Source organism: Butyrivibrio sp. NATIVEDY162, from assembly GCF_045999815.1.
In the GTDB taxonomy this organism is placed as follows: domain Bacteria; phylum Bacillota; class Clostridia; order Lachnospirales; family Lachnospiraceae; genus Butyrivibrio.
In genome coordinates, this window is sequence record NZ_CP172573.1 from 988,126 (window position 1) to 1,006,772 (window position 18,647).

At 42.3% G+C, this 18,647-nt stretch carries 19 protein-coding genes; 6 read left to right on the forward strand and 13 right to left on the reverse strand.

From position 1 onward, the window contains the following. Positions 1 to 4: 4 nt before the first annotated feature. The 6 genes from ACHCNF_RS04015 to ACHCNF_RS04040 all read right to left on the reverse strand — a co-directional run bounded on the left by ACHCNF_RS04015 (position 5) and on the right by ACHCNF_RS04040 (position 4,755). Complete coding sequence (locus tag ACHCNF_RS04015) at positions 5 to 298, reverse strand: helix-turn-helix domain-containing protein (protein WP_408071507.1); 294 nt, start codon at positions 296 to 298, stop codon at positions 5 to 7. Continuing rightward, positions 298 to 1,353: a DUF5688 family protein gene (locus ACHCNF_RS04020; RefSeq protein ID WP_408071508.1), complete on the reverse strand. Its 1,056-nt coding sequence runs from the start codon at positions 1,351 to 1,353 to the stop codon at positions 298 to 300. Before ACHCNF_RS04020 ends, ACHCNF_RS04015 begins: the two co-directional genes overlap by 1 nt. 463 nt (positions 1,354 to 1,816) lie before the next feature. Continuing rightward, on the reverse strand, positions 1,817 to 3,037 hold the full coding sequence (locus tag ACHCNF_RS04025; protein WP_181022460.1) for an alpha/beta hydrolase family protein: 1,221 nt from the start codon (positions 3,035 to 3,037) through the stop codon (positions 1,817 to 1,819). Positions 3,038 to 3,122: 85 nt separating this feature from the next. Then, a complete protein-coding gene (locus ACHCNF_RS04030; RefSeq protein ID WP_192944692.1) occupies positions 3,123 to 3,776 on the reverse strand; it encodes a nitroreductase family protein in 654 nt (217 codons plus the stop codon). A 15-nt stretch (positions 3,777 to 3,791) separates the two neighbouring features. Next, a complete protein-coding gene (locus ACHCNF_RS04035; RefSeq protein WP_026670958.1) occupies positions 3,792 to 4,214 on the reverse strand; it encodes a MarR family winged helix-turn-helix transcriptional regulator in 423 nt (140 codons plus the stop codon). Between the two features lie 112 nt (positions 4,215 to 4,326). Continuing rightward, positions 4,327 to 4,755 carry a hypothetical protein gene (locus tag ACHCNF_RS04040; protein ID WP_406547180.1) on the reverse strand — a complete coding sequence of 143 codons (429 nt, stop codon included), beginning with the start codon at positions 4,753 to 4,755 and terminating at the stop codon, positions 4,327 to 4,329. Positions 4,756 to 4,757: 2 nt separating this feature from the next. Between ACHCNF_RS04040 and ACHCNF_RS04045 the strand changes: the two genes are divergently transcribed. Continuing rightward, on the forward strand, positions 4,758 to 4,880 hold the full coding sequence (locus tag ACHCNF_RS04045; RefSeq protein WP_408071509.1) for a hypothetical protein: 123 nt from the start codon (positions 4,758 to 4,760) through the stop codon (positions 4,878 to 4,880). Positions 4,881 to 4,958: 78 nt separating this feature from the next. On the opposite strand, the gene ACHCNF_RS04050 is transcribed toward ACHCNF_RS04045, so the two are convergent. The 5 genes from ACHCNF_RS04050 to ACHCNF_RS04070 form a co-directional block, all read right to left on the reverse strand. Further along, positions 4,959 to 5,267, reverse strand: a complete 309-nt coding sequence (locus ACHCNF_RS04050) for a hypothetical protein (RefSeq protein ID WP_408071510.1) — start codon at positions 5,265 to 5,267, stop codon at positions 4,959 to 4,961. Then, entirely contained in the window at positions 5,267 to 5,539 is a 273-nt protein-coding gene (locus tag ACHCNF_RS04055; protein ID WP_242826790.1) for a helix-turn-helix domain-containing protein, read from the reverse strand. The genes ACHCNF_RS04050 and ACHCNF_RS04055 overlap by 1 nt, the downstream gene beginning before the upstream one ends. A 142-nt stretch (positions 5,540 to 5,681) precedes the next feature. Beyond that, a complete protein-coding gene (locus ACHCNF_RS04060) occupies positions 5,682 to 6,017 on the reverse strand; it encodes a helix-turn-helix transcriptional regulator (protein ID WP_051233765.1) in 336 nt (111 codons plus the stop codon). 322 nt (positions 6,018 to 6,339) lie between these two features. Further along, a complete protein-coding gene (gene ppdK, locus ACHCNF_RS04065; protein WP_408071511.1) occupies positions 6,340 to 8,982 on the reverse strand; it encodes a pyruvate, phosphate dikinase in 2,643 nt (880 codons plus the stop codon). Positions 8,983 to 9,085: 103 nt separating this feature from the next. Beyond that, positions 9,086 to 9,961: a glycerophosphodiester phosphodiesterase family protein gene (locus tag ACHCNF_RS04070; RefSeq protein WP_408071512.1), complete on the reverse strand. Its 876-nt coding sequence runs from the start codon at positions 9,959 to 9,961 to the stop codon at positions 9,086 to 9,088. Positions 9,962 to 10,206: 245 nt separating this feature from the next. Between ACHCNF_RS04070 and ACHCNF_RS04075 the strand changes: the two genes are divergently transcribed. From ACHCNF_RS04075 to ACHCNF_RS04085, 3 genes are all read left to right on the forward strand, one after another. Continuing rightward, positions 10,207 to 11,847 carry an ABC-F family ATP-binding cassette domain-containing protein gene (locus tag ACHCNF_RS04075; RefSeq protein ID WP_408071513.1) on the forward strand — a complete coding sequence of 547 codons (1,641 nt, stop codon included), beginning with the start codon at positions 10,207 to 10,209 and terminating at the stop codon, positions 11,845 to 11,847. 138 nt (positions 11,848 to 11,985) lie between these two features. After that, entirely contained in the window at positions 11,986 to 12,855 is an 870-nt protein-coding gene (locus ACHCNF_RS04080) for a phosphoribosylaminoimidazolesuccinocarboxamide synthase (protein ID WP_408071515.1), read from the forward strand. A 196-nt stretch (positions 12,856 to 13,051) separates the two neighbouring features. Continuing rightward, positions 13,052 to 14,386: an MFS transporter gene (locus ACHCNF_RS04085; protein WP_408071516.1), complete on the forward strand. Its 1,335-nt coding sequence runs from the start codon at positions 13,052 to 13,054 to the stop codon at positions 14,384 to 14,386. Between the two features lie 168 nt (positions 14,387 to 14,554). Here the strand turns inward: ACHCNF_RS04085 and ACHCNF_RS04090 are convergent, their stop codons facing one another. Beyond that, positions 14,555 to 15,409, reverse strand: a complete 855-nt coding sequence (locus ACHCNF_RS04090; RefSeq protein WP_408071517.1) for a PHP domain-containing protein — start codon at positions 15,407 to 15,409, stop codon at positions 14,555 to 14,557. A gap of 189 nt (positions 15,410 to 15,598) precedes the next feature. Between ACHCNF_RS04090 and ACHCNF_RS04095 the strand changes: the two genes are divergently transcribed. Then, on the forward strand, positions 15,599 to 16,405 hold the full coding sequence (locus tag ACHCNF_RS04095) for a Cof-type HAD-IIB family hydrolase (RefSeq protein ID WP_408071518.1): 807 nt from the start codon (positions 15,599 to 15,601) through the stop codon (positions 16,403 to 16,405). Between the two features lie 150 nt (positions 16,406 to 16,555). Further along, the gene (locus ACHCNF_RS04100; RefSeq protein ID WP_408071519.1) at positions 16,556 to 17,479 is read left to right on the forward strand and encodes a NifB/NifX family molybdenum-iron cluster-binding protein; all 924 of its coding nucleotides are present in this window, start codon (positions 16,556 to 16,558) and stop codon (positions 17,477 to 17,479) included. A gap of 76 nt (positions 17,480 to 17,555) precedes the next feature. On the opposite strand, the gene ACHCNF_RS04105 is transcribed toward ACHCNF_RS04100, so the two are convergent. Then, the gene (locus ACHCNF_RS04105; protein ID WP_408071520.1) at positions 17,556 to 18,647 is read right to left on the reverse strand and encodes a radical SAM/SPASM domain-containing protein; all 1,092 of its coding nucleotides are present in this window, start codon (positions 18,645 to 18,647) and stop codon (positions 17,556 to 17,558) included.

Here is an 18,647-nt window from a genome sequence, read left to right on the forward strand (position 1 = left end):
ATCATCACCTGCACTCTTTTTGTAAGTGCTGTTTTCTTATTAAATTGCCTTTTTCAAGCTCATTCTTGACTTTATACTTAGCCAAGTTATAAACATAATCCGGAGCTTTGGATATACCGAGTTCCCAATCCTGCATGGTTCTATATGGTATCCCCATCCATTCAGCGAACTCTTTTCTGTTCATGCCAGTCTCTTTCCTGAGAGATACAAAATTCTCAGAAGTAGCTGACTTTTGCACATCTTCCAGCCCGGATTTTTTCTTTTGGAGATTGCTTCTGACAGATGATTTACCAGACATTATAGAGAAGCCTCATGCTTCTTGGTTGCAGCCTTTGTAGCTGCATTCTTTGCTGGATCTTTCTTTGCAATCTCCTGTTTCTTTTCTTTTAAATCTCCAAGAACGGAATCCTTATCAACTGCATCATGTTCAGCCTCACGCTGACGTTCCTCATACTTATCAGCCAGCTCAAAAATATGATTCTGGCTGTCGTAATGATAAACATGATCCGTAAGCTGATCCGCAGGTTCTACCTGAGTAGCATTGACCTCTTTGACCATATTTTCCAGCTCCTTGGCTGTCATCTGGCCATTGTCCTTTACAAGCAACACCTCATGGATACTGCTTGGAAGAACGAAGAAGTCACCGCCCATCTTCTGAGCTGCGTCCTCCATAAAATTCGGATATGCGATAACACCGGCTCCATGAATCTTATCCGGAACTGTAGCAACAAACATCTGCTCATCTTCCGGTGCGACCTCAGGAATCATGCCAGGTGCAAGCTCACTCATTACTTCAGACATACCTCTGATTTCAGATGGTCTGATCTCAGGTGCATTCTCCATGGCATCAGCACGAAGCTGTTCCTTAGTTATGCCGTACTGATCAAGCAACTGATTGGTAACAAGGATTGTCCCATTACCGGAATCTGTCTGATCAAGAACAAAGCGATAAACAACCGCCATATCCTCCATTCTTTCATGAGGTACGCTTTCAAGAAGTTCTGCATTCTTCTCTGCAGATACCACTTCCATGGAAAGCTTGCTCTTCATCTGCTCATAATCAGAAAGCGACTCCAGATCCACCTGAGGCGATTCACGGAATCCTTTCTCCACTGCATCAGCAAAATGTTCTGCAATCTCAGGGATTGGTGTACCATTCTCATAAGCAGCAAATGCTTTTTCAACGCTGATGTTTACTCCAATGGAACTGTCCACAGGTCTTACTGTGATAGCATCATAGCTGTCATTCATCTTATCTACTCTACGAGCAGTAAGTTCAACGTCAGCTCCTCTAACAGCAAGTTCAGCCTTTAAAGCATCCTGGAAACCTTCTTTGAAACGTTCATAATCCATATTCAATTTTCTCCTTTTCTTTGACAGTTTTAATAGAAACACCGGCGCGCGCTTTCCGGTTTCGGACAACAAAAAAAGCGCCACACACGACCTTGAGGGTTTGGTCATGCTGACGCTTAAATCTGTTTCCTATTCTTCTGCAAAAGAAAAACAAGTGAGTGGCTTTTGTTTACCTCTCACTTGTCTATGATAATAATAACACCGTTAAATCTATAAGAAAAGTGCTAATGTCGGTCGAGACGAGACAAAACGAGACAAAACGAGACAATGTCGGTCAAGAACACAACAAACATGAAGTTGTGCGATTAACTTCGAATATAACACGCCAACTTCAGCCCGACAAACTCGAATTTATTATTGCAAATCCTCAATAAATGATTGCATACGGTCAGTTATTATTAAGTTGAACAATTATTACCTGATTGGATATGTTCATCTATATGAATCACTCGTATATTAAAGATCAGATATGATCCTCCAACCAGTCCATAATGGTTTCAGCGCCGGTTGCATAACCACCCATCTGAGTATGACACTGTGCAGTACTGTCATCATCAAACAGAATGTAATCCTTATTTTTTGCATTCACAAGCGCATCATAAAGCTCCTTAGCCGCTCCGAATGTCATTTCCGCTGTACCGTCAAGAACTAAAACCTCGCACTCCACCTTATCAAGTATCTTTGTGTTGTCATATTTTTTTAATTCATCAACGACTGCTTCTTCCGGCACTCCATGCTTCCATGCATAATCCTCCAGCATAACACTCATGAACTTCGGACGCATCCTAGACGGCATCTTCTGTATCATTGCCAGTCTCTCTCCGATTCCTTTTCCCCAACTGATATTTCCGGGATCCGTAATGATCAGCTTAATCCTTTTGTCAAACGCTGCCACTCTCGGCATCAAGAATCCACCAAAGGAGAACCCCATACATGCTACATGATCCATGTCAACACAATCCATCGTTTCAGCATAATCAAGAACAGGTCCCATAACCTTTTCCCAGTCCGGTCGAAACTTCAAATTCTGAAATCGAAGGGCATACCCCTGTCCTGGTCCATCGTAGGTAAGACAGTGTATTCCACGTTTTAATGCAGCATCAAACATCCATCTGGTATCTACAGCCCAGGTATCCCTGCCTGGAGTAAGCACCAGAAGCGGAGCCTTATCCCTTTTTGCATAAGGAGATTGGTAGAAATGACCCGGAAGATAAGTCCCCTCATATGGGATCTCCACATATTTCCCTGGATACCCTGACAGCGCCAGCGATTTCTCATAACAGTCAAAGCTATGCCTTGTATATTCTTCCATCTTAGGAGAATGCACATCCTCCATATACATGGTTGCCATACGGTAATATGTTGACGCACGAAGATACGCAGTAGATGCACTAATCTTCTTTTCATTTTTCTCAGAGTTCTGTGCCCTCGTTTTAAGTTTTGATGCAAGATCAGCCCACGTATTCTCCCAACTGTCGGTTTCCTTGTCATTCAAACGGCTTACAACCTCGAACGCTTCTCCGGCATCCGCCATGCCAAGATAGCAGAGACCCATCACATGCTTCATAATGGCATCCGTCATGATCCCGTCCGTAAACTTAAGCTCAGACCAATGATCGCCTGAGATTGACTGTATGCTCGGTCCTTTTGACATTGGACCGTTGTTTTTCTTTAAAATACTCATTGAGGTACCTCCTTATTCATTTGACTTGTCAACTGTGTTTTTGAATAAAAACCGGCAGTCGCATTCTGTGTCTGCCGGCCTTATTTCATTCCCACGCAAAATTATCTTTTCCTGCTCCAAGCTCAAAATGGTATTTCACAAGGCCGGTATCCACCCCGGTAAAGATTCCATTATCACAGGAAATGGAAACCTTGCGTTCTTTTCCGCTTATAGTGAATGCCTGCTTTGCCAACGCCGTAGGTGCCAGAAGTGCTGCATCCACACCATTCTTAAACCACTCGGGCACTTCTCCGTCATAAGTACTGACATCGGATGCCTTCTTAGACTTATGCGGCACCCCCTGTGTCTGACCATAACCTACAGCAATGATCCCCACCGGTTTTGCTCCCTCTGACTTCTCCTGTGCTCCCTTCCTATTAAAGGTTCCACCGACCCACCATGTATTCAGCCCCAGTGTCTGCGCATACAGCATAAGGTCTGCGCCGCAATAGCCACATAGTTCATCAGCACCTTCCGGCCCCGCCATAATGAAAAAGTTGTTCACGCCCTTGGCCAGAATCAGCTTGATCACGCCCGGAACCGCAGTATTATCATTTGTCATGAGCTTAATGGATAGTCCAAACTGCTCATTATTTTTTCTTACGCGGTCATTCAGTTTCGTCACGATATCCTCCGGGATAGCTTTATCCGTGTATTTACGCACCATATGCCGTTCTAACATTGCCTGTTTCATATCCATATGAAATTCCTCCATTTACTGGTTGATCTCCTTTGCCCGCTGTGCCATCTTCTTTAACTGAGCAGCAAAGACCTCTGCTTCCTTTTGCGTCATGTCCTGTGTAATAAAATCCACCCATTTCTTCTGAAGCTCACGGATCCGCGGCTCTGCGTTCTTCGCCTTATCAGTCAGATACACCCTTTTTGCCCGGTAATTTTCTTCGTGCGCTTCCCTGCGGACAAGCCCTTTCTTCTCCATTCCCTGGATAGTTCTTGTCGTTGCCGCCTTATCTACGGTAATCACAGCTGCCATCTCCTCTTGGGTAAGTCCGTCTCTATTATACAGCTGTGAAAGGTACATCAGCTCCGATGCTGTAATCTCAACATCAGATAGTTCATGACCAAAGAACAAATTCAGCTGACGCATCAACACAGATATATATGTTCCTGCTTTTAACATTTTAATTCCTCCATCTCAGTTGACAAGTCAATTGTACTGAAATTGTATTGACTTGTCAACTGAAAATTCAAAAAAAGGCAGCTGACAGACAAAACTCCATCAGCCGCAATTATTACACTCTCTGGCAGAAATCCAAACTCAGCCAGCCAATCCCGCTTTTCAGTTTCCCCCAAAGAGAAGCCCACGCACCACTGGAAGTAGTCACAATGGTATAAATACCCGGAGGACAGAACTGAACCCTATCATAGTTGGTTCCCGGACCTTTCTTGATATTCAGATCACTGATCTTCACCTGTACCAGAAACGGCACCTTCACCGCAGGCTCCGCCGTTTTAGGCTCATACACCACCTTGCCGTCAGCATCGAACACCTTATATCCAGGATTCTGATCTGCACACTTCTTCGCATTGGCAAGAACCTTGTAAGTGCCCTTCTGACTCTTACTATCCGCCCATGTCTTCCTGACACGGTACCACTTGACCGTCTCGCCGCCAGAATCCTTCGCGTCATACGGCGTCAGCTTCCGCTTCTCGATATACATTGATGAATGACGGGGAAGCAAGCAGAGTTTTTGTGGGTGACGATGCAGAAATACTTAACACCCCTTCATGGGTTGATGTGCAGATTAAGCAGATTAAACTGGAAGTTATCGAGCTCTTTCTCTAACATAAGAACCTTACAAACTGCCGATTTATCAAAATAAGCACTTTTTCGTGCTGCTTCTTATCTTAACACACTATAGCTTTATATTCTTGCTAATAATTCCTTTAAGCAACCAATCCCTTCTGCTCCCCATAGAGTTAATGCTTGAGGAACCACTGCAACAATGATACCCACAATAAGTCCTTGCCATCCAAGAGATGCAGTTCCATTAATAAATGAACAGATACCACCAATCACAAAGAAAGCCCCTAACAACCAGCATACAATATTTGCCAAGCCTCCAATAAAACCAATTGCAAGCATCAGCAATGTAAGAACCGCCTGAACCGGCAATAATGCGATTCTAATGATAAATCTAAAAACTGTTCCAATACCATACAATACTGTCATTATAGGTTCCCCCTTTCCTTCTCCATCTGAACCTTATAAGCAATCAAACGAAGTACATATTCCGGCATTGCCCTACGACCAAGTTCCCACTCCTGCATAGTTCTATATGGAATACCAAGCCAGGCAGAAAAATCCTTTCTATTCATTCCTGACTGTGCTCTAATCATCTTAAACGCATATGCCATCTTCCGGCGTACAGCATCAGCGTCTGTTTTATCAGTTTTTTCCACTTCAATATCTATACCTTCAATGCTATATATTTCCTTATCCATGGCACTACCTCCTATACAAATGTAGTCAATGCGTGTATTATTATCTTCATTATATGTAGTCAATGCGTATATATCAATATATAAGAAATACCCGCAAAGCAGGTGTGATCTGCCATGCGGGTACCCATACCATATTTAATTTTTAAAGTAATCCTTCAACCTTACGCTTTATTACCCAATAAACATCTTCAATATCACGATCAGATAATTTCTCAAGTAATTTAAAGAACGAACTGTACTTAGCTGCAAGTCTCTGCTCTTCACCTGCTTCCGTAAACTCTAGGAACAGTAATTCTCTTACATCCACTTCATAGATACGAGAGAACTGTGCAAGTTCATCAGCAGATATACTTCTCTTCCCAGCTTCCATTTCGCTCATGGTCGTCTTCTTCAAGTTCATGAGCTTTGCAGCTTCATCCTGAGTAAAACCTGCCCTAACACGCGCTTCTTTAAGCTTTTTAGCTGTAAATTCCGACATTTTTGAACCTCCTTCTAAGTTCGGATATTCCGAACTTTTTCCAAAATGGTTAATTTTTACTGTTCGGATTTCCCGAACTTCTGACAAAAATTTTGTCGAATGCAGTCAACAATTTCTTGTGTCTAGCTCTCATTACAGCTTGGTTGAAATTAATCTTAAGTAAAAAAATATAGGGTGTCTAAGCAGACACCCTATACTAGGAATAGCTTTATTTCAAGCTTTTCTGGGTAATGGAAAGTATTTTCCGGATGATAAATCCTCATACTTTGCTTCATGAAATCTTTGGAGATTTCAAAAGTTCCCAAAAAACAGCTTGCATCTTTTACTGACGTGACTCGGCGATAGCTGCCTGAGCTGCTGCAAGTCTAGCAACAGGTACACGGAAAGGTGAGCATGAAACATAGTCAAGGCCAATCTTGTGGCAGAACTCAACTGATGAAGGATCTCCACCGTGCTCTCCGCAGATACCAACATGAAGGTTAGGATTAACGGGCTTACCAAGCTTAAGTGACATATCCATAAGCTTACCAACACCTGTCTGATCAAGCTTAGCGAAAGGATCGTTCTCGAAGATCTTCTCATCATAGTAAGCGTTAAGGAACTTACCAGCGTCATCACGAGAGAATCCGAATGTCATCTGAGTAAGGTCGTTTGTACCGAAGCAGAAGAAATCAGCTTCCTTAGCGATCTCGTCAGCTGTAAGAGCAGCTCTCGGGATCTCGATCATTGTACCAACCTCATACTCAAGCTTAGCACCAGCTGCAGCGATCTCAGCGTCTGCTGTCTCACATACAACCTTCTTAACGAACTTAAGCTCTTTAACTTCACATACAAGAGGAATCATGATCTCAGGCTTAACGTTCCAGTCAGCATGCTCTTTCTGAACTTCAAGAGCTGCACGGATAACAGCCTTTGTCTGCATCTTAGCAATTTCAGGATATGTAACTGCAAGACGGCATCCTCTGTGACCCATCATAGGGTTGAACTCGTGAAGAGAAGCGATGATAGCCTTGATGTCTTCTACGCTCTTGCCCTGAGCATCTGCAAGCTTCTTGATATCTTCGTCTGTTGTAGGAACGAACTCATGAAGCGGAGGATCAAGGAATCTGATTGTTACAGGGCAGCCCTCAAGTGCTTCGTAAAGAGCCTTGAAGTCTTTCTGCTGATAAGGAAGAATCTTCTCAAGAGCAGCTTCTCTCTCCTCAGCTGTATCTGAGCAGATCATCTCACGGAAAGCAGCAATTCTGTCTTCCTCGAAGAACATGTGCTCTGTACGGCAAAGACCGATACCTTCTGCACCAAGCTCACGAGCCTTCTTAGCATCAGCAGGTGTATCAGCATTTGTACGAACCTTAAGTCTTCTGAACTGGTCAGCCCAATCCATAATACGTCCGAACTCGCCGGCGATCTGAGCGTCAACAGTCTTGATAACGCCATCATAGATGTTACCTGTTGTACCGTCGATAGAGATGAAGTCTCCTTCGTGGAATTCTTTTCCAGCAAGTGTGAACTTCTTGTTCTCCTCGTCCATGTTGATGTCGCCGCAACCAGATACGCAGCACTCACCCATACCACGAGCAACAACGGCAGCGTGTGATGTCATACCACCACGTACTGTAAGGATACCCTGAGCAGCCTTCATACCTGTGATATCTTCAGGTGATGTCTCAAGACGAACAAGGATAACCTTCTCACCTCTCTCAGCCCAAGCTACAGCGTCATCAGCTGTGAATACAACCTTACCGCAAGCAGCACCGGGTGATGCACCAAGACCTTTACCCATAGGAGTAGCAGCCTTAAGAGCAGCAGCGTCGAACTGAGGATGAAGAAGTGTATCAAGGTTACGAGGATCGATCATTGCTACAGCTTCTTCAGGAGTCTTGTGTCCCTCATCAACAAGGTCACAAGCGATCTTAAGAGCAGCAGGAGCTGTTCTCTTACCGTTACGGCACTGAAGCATGTAAAGCTTCTTGTTCTCAACTGTGAACTCCATATCCTGCATATCGTGATAGTGGTTCTCAAGTGTATCACAAACCTTGATGAACTCTGCGTATGCTTCAGGGAATTCCTTCTCCATCTGAGCGATCGGCATAGGTGTACGAACACCGGCAACTACGTCCTCACCCTGAGCGTTGATAAGGAACTCACCCATAAGTTTATTCTCACCTGTTGCAGGGTCACGAGTAAATGCAACACCTGTACCAGACTCATTATTAAGGTTACCGAATACCATAGGCATTACGTTAACAGCTGTTCCCCAAGAATAAGGGATATCGTTGTCACGACGGTAAACGTTAGCACGAGGGTTATCCCATGAACGGAATACAGCCTCGATAGCAAGCTTAAGCTGCTCTACAGGATCTGAAGGGAAATCAGAACCAAGCTGTGCCTTGTACTCAGCCTTGAACTGCTCAGCAAGCTCCTTAAGATCAGCTGCTGTAAGGTCTACGTCAAACTTAACACCCTTCTGCTCCTTCATCTTGTCGATGAGCTGCTCGAAGTACTTCTTACCTACTTCCATAACAACGTCAGAGAACATCTGGATGAAACGACGATATGAATCATATACGAAACGCTCGAATGCAGGATCAGGATTGCCCTTGATCATTGCAGCAACAACCTCGTCATTAAGACCAAGGTTAAGAATTGTATCCATCATACCAGGCATTGATGCGCGAGCACCTGAACGAACAGATACAAGAAGAGGATTCTGAAGATCGCCGAACTTCTTGCCGTTGATCTCTTCCATCTTCTTAACGCCTTCCATAGCCTGAGCCATGATCTCGTCGTTGATCTTACGACCATCTTCATAGTACTGTGTGCAAGCTTCTGTAGAAATTGTGAAGCCCTGAGGTACAGGAAGACCGATTGATGTCATCTCAGCGAGGTTAGCACCCTTACCACCGAGAAGGTTTCTCATGGTCATGTCGCCTTCGCTAAACATGTAAACGTATTTTTTCGCCATTTCACTACCTTTCTTACCGATTATTCGATTCGGTAAAACCCTTTCCATTAAATGTTACTATTTTTATATAATTAACTATGACGAAACATAGTAATTACCATAATTAAGAAGGAATAAAACCTTCAAAAATAAAGATATCAAATCCACTGCGTCTCTCATCAAGCTCTGCCTGGCTTTTAATAGTCCATGCTGCAGCAGTATTTTTATACAGTCCGTGACACAGTCTTCTGGAGATGTTGCCGGCATAAGTATGGTTATATGCAATAAAATCAGGCTTGGTCAAAAAGTTAAATACCAAAAAAGCAAGTAAATAATACAGCGGTGTGTGCCAAATTGTCTCAGGCTGTCTGAAAAATTCATCTGAAAGCTGGCCTCGGAAAACATCCTTATGGTGTCTTCTATACCACCACAATCCAAGCGGGTTAAAGGACTCTATGCAATAAACTCCCTTATATTCTCTGAGCATATTATCCACAACAGGACAAACACTTACATCGAAAAGCTCAATCTTAAGTTCAATTATAAGTGGCACCTTACCGTCTACCAGTTTAAGAAAATCCTCAAACCTAGGTATCTTCTCCCCTGAATTCAACAGATGAAACTGTTGCAACTCTTCGTAGGTATAATCAATAACCTTACCTGCTACTCCAAAAGAGCCATCTTCATTCTTCACAGCATTCTCAGGCAACTGACCGTCATATCTTGCCACTCTGGCTAATGTAAAATCATGGAAAATTACGGGAACCCCATCCCTCGTGAGCTGTACATCCAGCTCTATTCCATACCCGGCATCGACAGCCTTCTTAAAAGCAGCCATTGAATTCTCTGGAGCCTCGGAATTATTGTCGTGCAATCCTCTGTGCGCATACAGGTTCTGAGCAAGTAGCTTCTCGGCAGAAGGTCCCCCGATCATGCGTGGCATGATAGCCAAAAGGTAAAGAACAACCAAAATTAAAAATATAATCAGAAGAATCTTCAAATCTACTACCTGACTTCCTGCGTACCTTATTTAAAACGCCTTTGATATTTTAATATCTAACTCATAATTTGACAAGTATAAAAAAATAAAATGTCAAGACTTTTTTACCAAAAAAATTCTATTTTTTCGTGCAAATGTTGGTTTGTTCGCCGCTTAAAGTTCTATTGCTTTTTTTATAGCTATCAAATATAATACCAAGTTGGTTACATAATTATAGAAGAAACACATTCGGAGGAATCCAAAGCATGATAAGTGCAAATAATGTCACACTTAGAGTCGGTAAAAAGGCTCTGTTTGAAGATGTAAACATAAAATTCACGGAAGGCAACTGCTACGGTATCATTGGTGCCAACGGTGCCGGAAAATCCACTTTTCTTAAGATATTATCCGGAAAGCTCGAGACAACAAACGGTGATGTGGTAATCACACCCGGTCAACGTCTCTCTTTCCTTGAGCAGGATCACTTTAAATATGATGAATTCCCGGTTCTCGATACCGTTATCATGGGTAATGCCCGTCTCTATGAGATCATGAAGGAGAAGGAAGCAATTTACGCCAAGGAAGATTTCTCAGACGAGGACGGTATCCGTGCCAGTGAACTTGAGGGTGAATTCGCAGAGATGAACGGTTGGGAAGCTGAGTCAGACGCGGAGAGCCTCCTCAACGGACTTGGAATCGAGACTGAGCTTCACTACAAGCTGATGAAAGAGCTTGACGGTAATCAGAAGGTCAAGGTTCTTCTTGCAAGAGCACTTTTCGGTAACCCCGACATTCTGCTACTCGACGAGCCTACTAACCATTTGGATATGGATGCTATTGCATGGCTTGAGGAATTCCTCATTAATTTTGAAAATACTGTTATCGTCGTATCCCACGACCGTTACTTCCTTAACAAGGTTTGTACACATATCGCCGACATCGATTACGGTAAAATGCAGCTCTATGCAGGAAACTATGACTTCTGGTATGAGTCATCACAGCTGATGATCCGTCAGATGAAGGAAGCGAACAAGAAGAAGGAAGAACAAATCAAGGAATTAAAAGAGTTCATCGCACGTTTCTCGGCTAACGCAAGTAAGAGTAAGCAGGCTACATCACGTAAAAAAGCTCTTGAAAAAATTGAGCTTGATACTATAAAACCCTCTTCAAGAAAGTATCCTTACATTGATTTCAGACCTGACAGGGAAATTGGTAATGAGGTTCTTACAGTTGAAGGAATCAGCAAGACGATTAATGGCGAGAAGGTTCTTGATAACATATCATTTGTTGTTCAGCATGATGACAAGATTGCATTTGTCGGCGGCAATGAGCTGGCAAAGACCACTCTCTTCCAGATCCTTACAGGAGAGCTTGAACCCGATGAAGGTACATATAAATGGGGTGTAACAACTTCACAGGCTTACTTCCCGAAGGATAATACAGCTGAATTTGATAATGACTACACTATAACTGAGTGGCTTACCGGTTATTCTGAAATCAAGGATGTTACTTATGTCCGCGGTTTCCTTGGCCGTATGCTCTTTGCCGGTGAAGACGGTGTTAAAAAAGTCAAAGTTCTTTCCGGTGGTGAAAAGGTCAGATGTATGCTTAGTAAAATGATGATAAGCGGTGCAAACTGCCTAATCTTCGATGAGCCTACAAACCATCTTGACATGGAATCAATAACCGCACTTAACCAGGGAATGATCAAGTTCCCGGGTGTTGAGCTTTTTGCATGTCGTGATCACCAGGTTGTTCAGACTACAGCAAACAGAATAATGGAAATCCTGCCTGACGGCTCACTTATCGATAAGCGCTCTACTTATGATGAGTATCTTGAAAGTGATGCAATGGCAAGAAAACGTACAGTTTACAGCACTAACGAAGAAGAAGATAATGATGACTGATTATCTTATTGAGAATTTTCAAACCATTTAAGATAAGCAGATGATCATATAATATTTTTTATTGCGAATGGATACATAATCGGCCATGTCTTCTATGTCAGCTGTGCTGATTGCATTCATCGCCGAAGGGAGGAAGCTATGCAGGAATATAGTCCGGTAAAGGAAGGAAAGGTTCGTGAGATCTATGATGTTGGTGATGCTCTTATAATGGTAGCAACTGACAGAATCTCCGCTTTCGATGTAATTCTTAAGAACAAGGTTGAGAAAAAAGGTACTGTTCTCACCCAGATGTCAAAATTTTGGTTTGATTATACCAAAGATATTGTCAGTAACCACATGATCAGCACTGATACAGCTGATATGCCCGAGTTTTTCAGAAAGCCTGAGTTTACCGGTAACAGTATGCTCTGCAAGAAGCTGACAATGCTTCCCATCGAGTGCATAGTTCGCGGATATATAACAGGCAGCGGATGGAACAGCTACAAAGAGAACGGCACAGTTTGCGGAATAAAGCTTCCGGAGGGACTTAAGGAATGCGATAAGCTCCCTGAACCCATCTACACTCCTTCAACCAAGGCTGAGATTGGTGACCATGATGAAAATATCAACTTCGAGCGTTCCGTTGAGGTACTAGAGAGAGACTTCCCCGGTCACGGTCAGGAATATGCTGAAAAGCTGCGCGACTACACTATCGCTCTTTATAAAAAGTGTGCAGACTATGCTCTTACACGCGGCATCATAATCGCTGACACCAAGTTTGAGTTTGGTCTTAATGAAGCAGGTGAAGTAGTACTCGCCGATGAAATGCTCACTCCTGACAGCAGCCGTTTCTGGCCTGTAGAAGGCTATGAGCCCGGCAAGTCACAGCCCTCTTTCGATAAGCAGTTTGTAAGAGACTGGCTTAAAGCAAATCCGGAAAGCGATTACAACCTTCCTGCAGACGTAATTGATAAAACAATTGCTAAATATGAAGAAGCATATGAGCTTTTAACCGGAAAAAAATTATAATTGTTTTTTTATCCCATCGGATATTTGTATCCGGTGGGATTTTTCGTGTGGTCATGTTGGCTACAGCTATTAAAGATGCCGACGCATATTGAGAGTCAGACAAAGTAATTAAACAAATTGTCATTCAGACAAGACACCGGGCTGTTAGCATGGTAAAATTTATGTATGAAAAAAGCTTACAACCGGGGGAAATAACATGGTGAAAATGAATTACAAACGAACTATTCTTATTGGTCTGGCTTTCATGTCAATATGCTCATTCTGGCAATTCTATGACAATGAAATTCCAAAAATTCTAACCTATCATTTTGGACTTGGTGAGACTTTTACAGGCGTCATTATGGCTCTTGATAATGTTCTTGCGCTGTTCATGCTACCGCTTTTTGGAGCCCTGTCAGATAAGGTTGATACCCGTATAGGCAAGAGGATGCCGTTTATACTGGGTGGTACTGCTATATCAGCTGTTCTTTTATTCACACTTATCTATGTGGCACATATAAGTAGTAATCTGGCTCTTTTCATTGCCATTTTACTATTACTGTTGTTATCAATGGGAACCTACCGCTCTCCTGCTGTTGCACTTATGCCTGAGCTGACTCCGGCGGTACACAGAAGTAAAGCGAATGCCATAATCAATCTCATGGGTACACTCGGTGCTGTATATACACTAGTTATGATAAAAGCGCTTCTAAAATCTGCTGAAAATGAAGCAGACACCAATTACATTCCGCTTATGATTTCGCTTGTTATTTTTATGGTTCTGACTGTATTGATTCTATTTATCACTATACCCGAACATAAGTTGATATCTAAAGTACGTGAGGGTGTCGATGATTTTGATGGTGAAGGTGATATAATCCGGAAAGAGCTCGCAGAGGCCGACACTCAAAATACAGATGGTTCTGTGAAGCAAATTCTCACAAAAGATGTTCAAAAAAGTATGTCATTTCTATTGTTATCTGTCTTCTTGTGGTTCACGGCTTATAATGCAGTAACAACTGCTTTTTCAAGATATGTAACAGAGGTTTGGGATCTTCACAACGGTGCATATGCGGATTGTCTAATGGTTGCAACCATAGCAGCTGTTGTAGCATATATTCCCATCGGTGCATTGTCTGTAAAAACAGGACGTAAGCTCACTATACTCCTGGGAGTTGCTCTGATGAGTATCTGTTATTTTGCAGCCGCTCTCATGCCATCCTTTAATACCATAATGAATTTCTACTTTGCCCTGATTGGAATCGGCTGGGCAGCCATCAATGTTAATTCATATCCTATGGTAGTCGAGATGGGTAGGAGTAATGTTCTGGGTAAATATACCGGTCTATACTATACATTTTCCATGGCAGCTCAGGTGTTTACACCCATCTTCTCAGGATTTTTGCTTGAGCATGTATCTTATAGAATTTTATTCCCTTATGCTCTGTTTTTCTCGGTAGCTGCATTCATAACAATGTCTATGGTAAAGCATGGGGATGTTAAGCCTACTAAAAAGAAAAATATTTTGGAAAATTTTGATATAGATGATTGATATCAATTGCTATAGAACGCGAAAAAATATAGGCATTCAATAATCTAAATATTAGAAACGTACTCCAATTAGACGCACAATAAAAACCGGCATGCAATAAAGCAAGCCGGTTTTTATTTATCTTTGAACATGTTTTACTGTATAGCTAAATGCCTTAAAGAGCACCACTTATCTTAAAGTCTTGGCAAATTCCTTGATATGGTCCAATACTTCCATAGGGATAACCATTCGTCCTGTACCTACAGCAAGGTCTATATGAGGCTTATTAGCACCGTGAAAATCGGATCCTCCACTTATAAGAAGATCATATTTTTTTGCCAGAGCTTTGATATCTCGCTCATCCTGTGCCGTGTAGGTTCCATATAGCGCTTCGATTGCAACAAGACCTGCATCCTTTAACTCATGAACAAGGGTATCCATAGCATCTTTTCCCATACCGTATAAAACCGGATGCGCAAGTACCGGCACGCCGCGCCCTGCCAAAATCTGCTCTATGGCCATCTGAGGTGTTATCTTCTCTCTTGGCACATAGCAGGGAGCATGATCTCCTACGTATCTGTCAAAGGCTTCCTTCACGCTGGTAACATATCCTTTATGAAACAGATATTTAGCAAAATGCGCCCTTGTAATAATCGCTCCGGGATTCATCTCTACAAGCTCCTCGAAGGTTACAGGAATCCCATAATCAGTAAGCTTCTGAGCCATTTTGCGATTTCTCTCAACTCTGGAATCCTTGAAGCCTTTCAGGCTCTCCTGATATTTCTTGTCCTTGTAGTCAATATATAGTCCTACAATATGAATGCTCTTGCCTGAATAGGTCGTGGAATACTCGATGCCCGGAACAACCTCAAGGTCAGGATACATCTCACCTCTCTCCATGGCCTCAGACAATCCCCAGACAGTATCATGGTCTGTAAGAGCAAGTCCCGAAAGTCCTTTCTCCACAGCATAATCTACAAGTTCAGTTGGTGAATAGGTTCCGTCAGAAGCTGTTGAATGTGTGTGCAGATCAACTATTTTCATATTATTCTTCTCTTTTCATCAAAAAACAAATACAACAATCGCAAATGGCATCACATATGCAAAAACTATTACATCTCCATTATACAAAAGAGCTTTACTACTTTCAATTGACAACTGATTTGAATAACCTCAGTAAATATGTTAGTATTTTTGAATTGTAAGTTTGATTATATTAGGATAGGAATCAACATGAGTAAAATATTTTTCACAGATTTAGACGGGACCTTATTAACCCGTGAGAAAAAAGTCACTCCTGCTACCATGGATGCTTTAAAGAAATTCACCTCCGCAGGAAATCATTTTGCCATAAGTACAGGGCGCGCTTTGGATAGTGCTAAGGCGGTTCAGCAAGAGAACGATCTCTTTTTTCCCGGCAGTTTTCTGATAGCTTATAATGGTTCAGAAATCTATGATTGTGACGCCAAAAAAGATGTATTCAGGACAGGTGTCCCTATGGATCTTGTTCCTCAAATATTTGCACTTGCAAAGGAATATGGCATACACTGCCACACATATAATGATACCAATATCTTAAGCCCTTCAGATGATGAAGAGCTCAAATTCTACCGAAGAGTAATTAAAACGCCTTATATCATAACAGATGATATATGTTCCATGCTTACCGATAGCCCCTGCAAGATTATCGGAATCGAGCTTAAGGATAAAGCTAAAATTGACAGATTTAAAGATAAAATTGAGGAGCTTGGAAACGGCAGACTGACTACCCTGTATTCAAGTCCTTTTTATCTTGAAATATTCAACTCAGAAGCAGGTAAAGGAAGTGCTGTCACAAGGCTTGCCGATTATCTTCATATATCCCACAGTGACACTATTGCTGCAGGAGATGAAGAAAACGACATCTCAATGATCAAGGCTGCAGGAACAGGTGTTGCAATGATAAACGGTGTTGATATGGCAAAAGAAGCAGCTGATATTATTACAAAGGCTGATAATAATAATGATGGCCTGGTGCCAATACTTCTTGAAAATCTCTGATTGAAATCTCATTCCGCCCTTAATATTTGAATATAAAGGTCAAATGTGTTACTATCAACTAATTGTATGTCAAACATACGGACTGTGCTGCTATATCAAACAGAGTCCGTTTTTTGATGTTTATTACAGACGTAAAGAAAGGATTAACTAATGAAAATTGCAGTAACTTATGAAAATGGTGATATTTTCCAGCATTTTGGACACTCGGAACAGTTTAAGATATATGAAGTTAATGACGGAAAGGTTGTTAATTCTGAAGTTATCAGCTCTAACGGGCAGGGGCACGGAGCACTTGCTGGCGTTCTTTCAGGCGAAGAGGTAGATGTACTCATCTGTGGTGGCATCGGCGGTGGTGCCATGACTGCTCTCACAGATAATGGAATCGAAGTATGTGCCGGTGCTTCTGGCAACGCTGATGAAGCAGTAGAAAAGTATCTTAAAGGCGAGCTTGAGAGCACAGGTGTAAACTGTGACCATCATGGTGAAGGTCATACCTGCGGAGATCACCATGACGATGCTGAAGCTTCATGCGGCAGCGATGAAGGCTGTGGCAGCTGCGGTGATGACGACTCATGCGGCAGCTGCGGAGATCATGAAGGTGGATGTGCCGGATGTTCTGGCTGTCACTCCTCTGCTCCTGCAATAGAAGGAAAAAATGTCGGTAAAATCTGCAAAACTCATTATATAGGTACCTTAGATGATGGAACGCAGTTTGATTCTTCATATGACAGAGGCGAGCCGCTTGAATTCATATGCGGTGCAGGTATGATGATTCACGGCTTCGATGCTGCAGTGGCAAATATGGATGAAGGCGAGACTTTGGAAATTCATCTTGAGCCCGAAGAAGCTTATGGTGAAAGGGATCCTGAGGCAGTTTTCACAACAGAAATATCAGAGCTTCCGGGGTCTGAAGATCTTACCGTAGGTCAGCAGGTATACCTTCAGGATATGTATGGAAGACCTTTCCCTGTTGTAGTAACTGACAAGACCGACAGCACAATAACACTTGATGCTAATCACGAGATGGCAGGAAAAGCGCTGAATTTCAAGATTGAGCTTGTTGCCATAAAATAAAAAAGATAAATCAAAAATATTATGTCATAAGTCATCAATAAAAAAATGTGGTCACAGATGTGGCCACATTTTTTTATTAGCTATTTAAAAGAAGTTCTACCTGCTCTCTCTTTTCATAGAGAACACATCCACCTTCATGATCATCCAGAAGTGCTCCGCTTGTCTGTAATCCTCTAAAAAGTTTGGACTTCATGGCGTCTCTTAGTGATGTTTCTTTTACATTGATATCAGAATAAGGTGAAAACGGGCAAGGCTCTGCTCCTCCATGCGAATTTATATGGAAAAAGCCTCTTCCTGCTGCGATACATCCTCCTGAACTTTTCTCATCACCGGGGAATGATACAAATACCATCTCTTCGTGCTCTCTTCTTAGTCGCATTATTTCAGCTTTTAGGTATTCTCTGTCATCATCTCCGGGAGCAAGATACTCTGAGCCCTCAGATACAGGCACAAACTCAACGAAGATGACTGCTTTACAGCCTTTTTCAGATAACATGCTAATGAAGCTCTCGGATGAGACTTCTTTAATGTTTTCAGTAGTTACGGTTATTGAAGCTCCGAAAATTATGCCCTTTTCCTTAAGCGCATCCATATTGGAGATAAGTTTATCATACACGCCTTGTCCACGCCTGTTATCTGTCGCTTCTTTGCCACCTTCTATACTCATAATAGGCACAAGGTTTCTACTCTTATCAAAAGCATTGAAATACTTCTCTGTCATGAAGGTGCCATTAGTGAAAATCGGAAAAAGAATTGAAGGCTTTTTAGCCGCAGCGTCGATGACACCTTTTCTTAAAAGTGGTTCGCCACCTGCCAGCAAAATAAAGCTTACTCCTAAATCATCTGCCTCTTCGAAAACATTCATCCAATCCTCATCCGATAGCTGATCTACAGGCTCTGAATCCTCAGTTGCACTGTTACATCTTGAATAGCAGCCTGCACAATGAAGATTGCAGTTGCTTGTAATACTTGCTATCAAAAAAGGAGGTATATGCTCACCTTGTTTCTCAAGCTTCGCTCTTTTACCGGAAGCATTCTTACTTGCAAGTGCAAATTTAGCCATGTATGCACTTTCCTTGGGATTCTTAAGTGTAGCCCTTAGAGCATCTGTAACAACTCGCTCTACTCCTTTTGTCATGTACTCCTGAATATCAAACTCTTTTGCCAT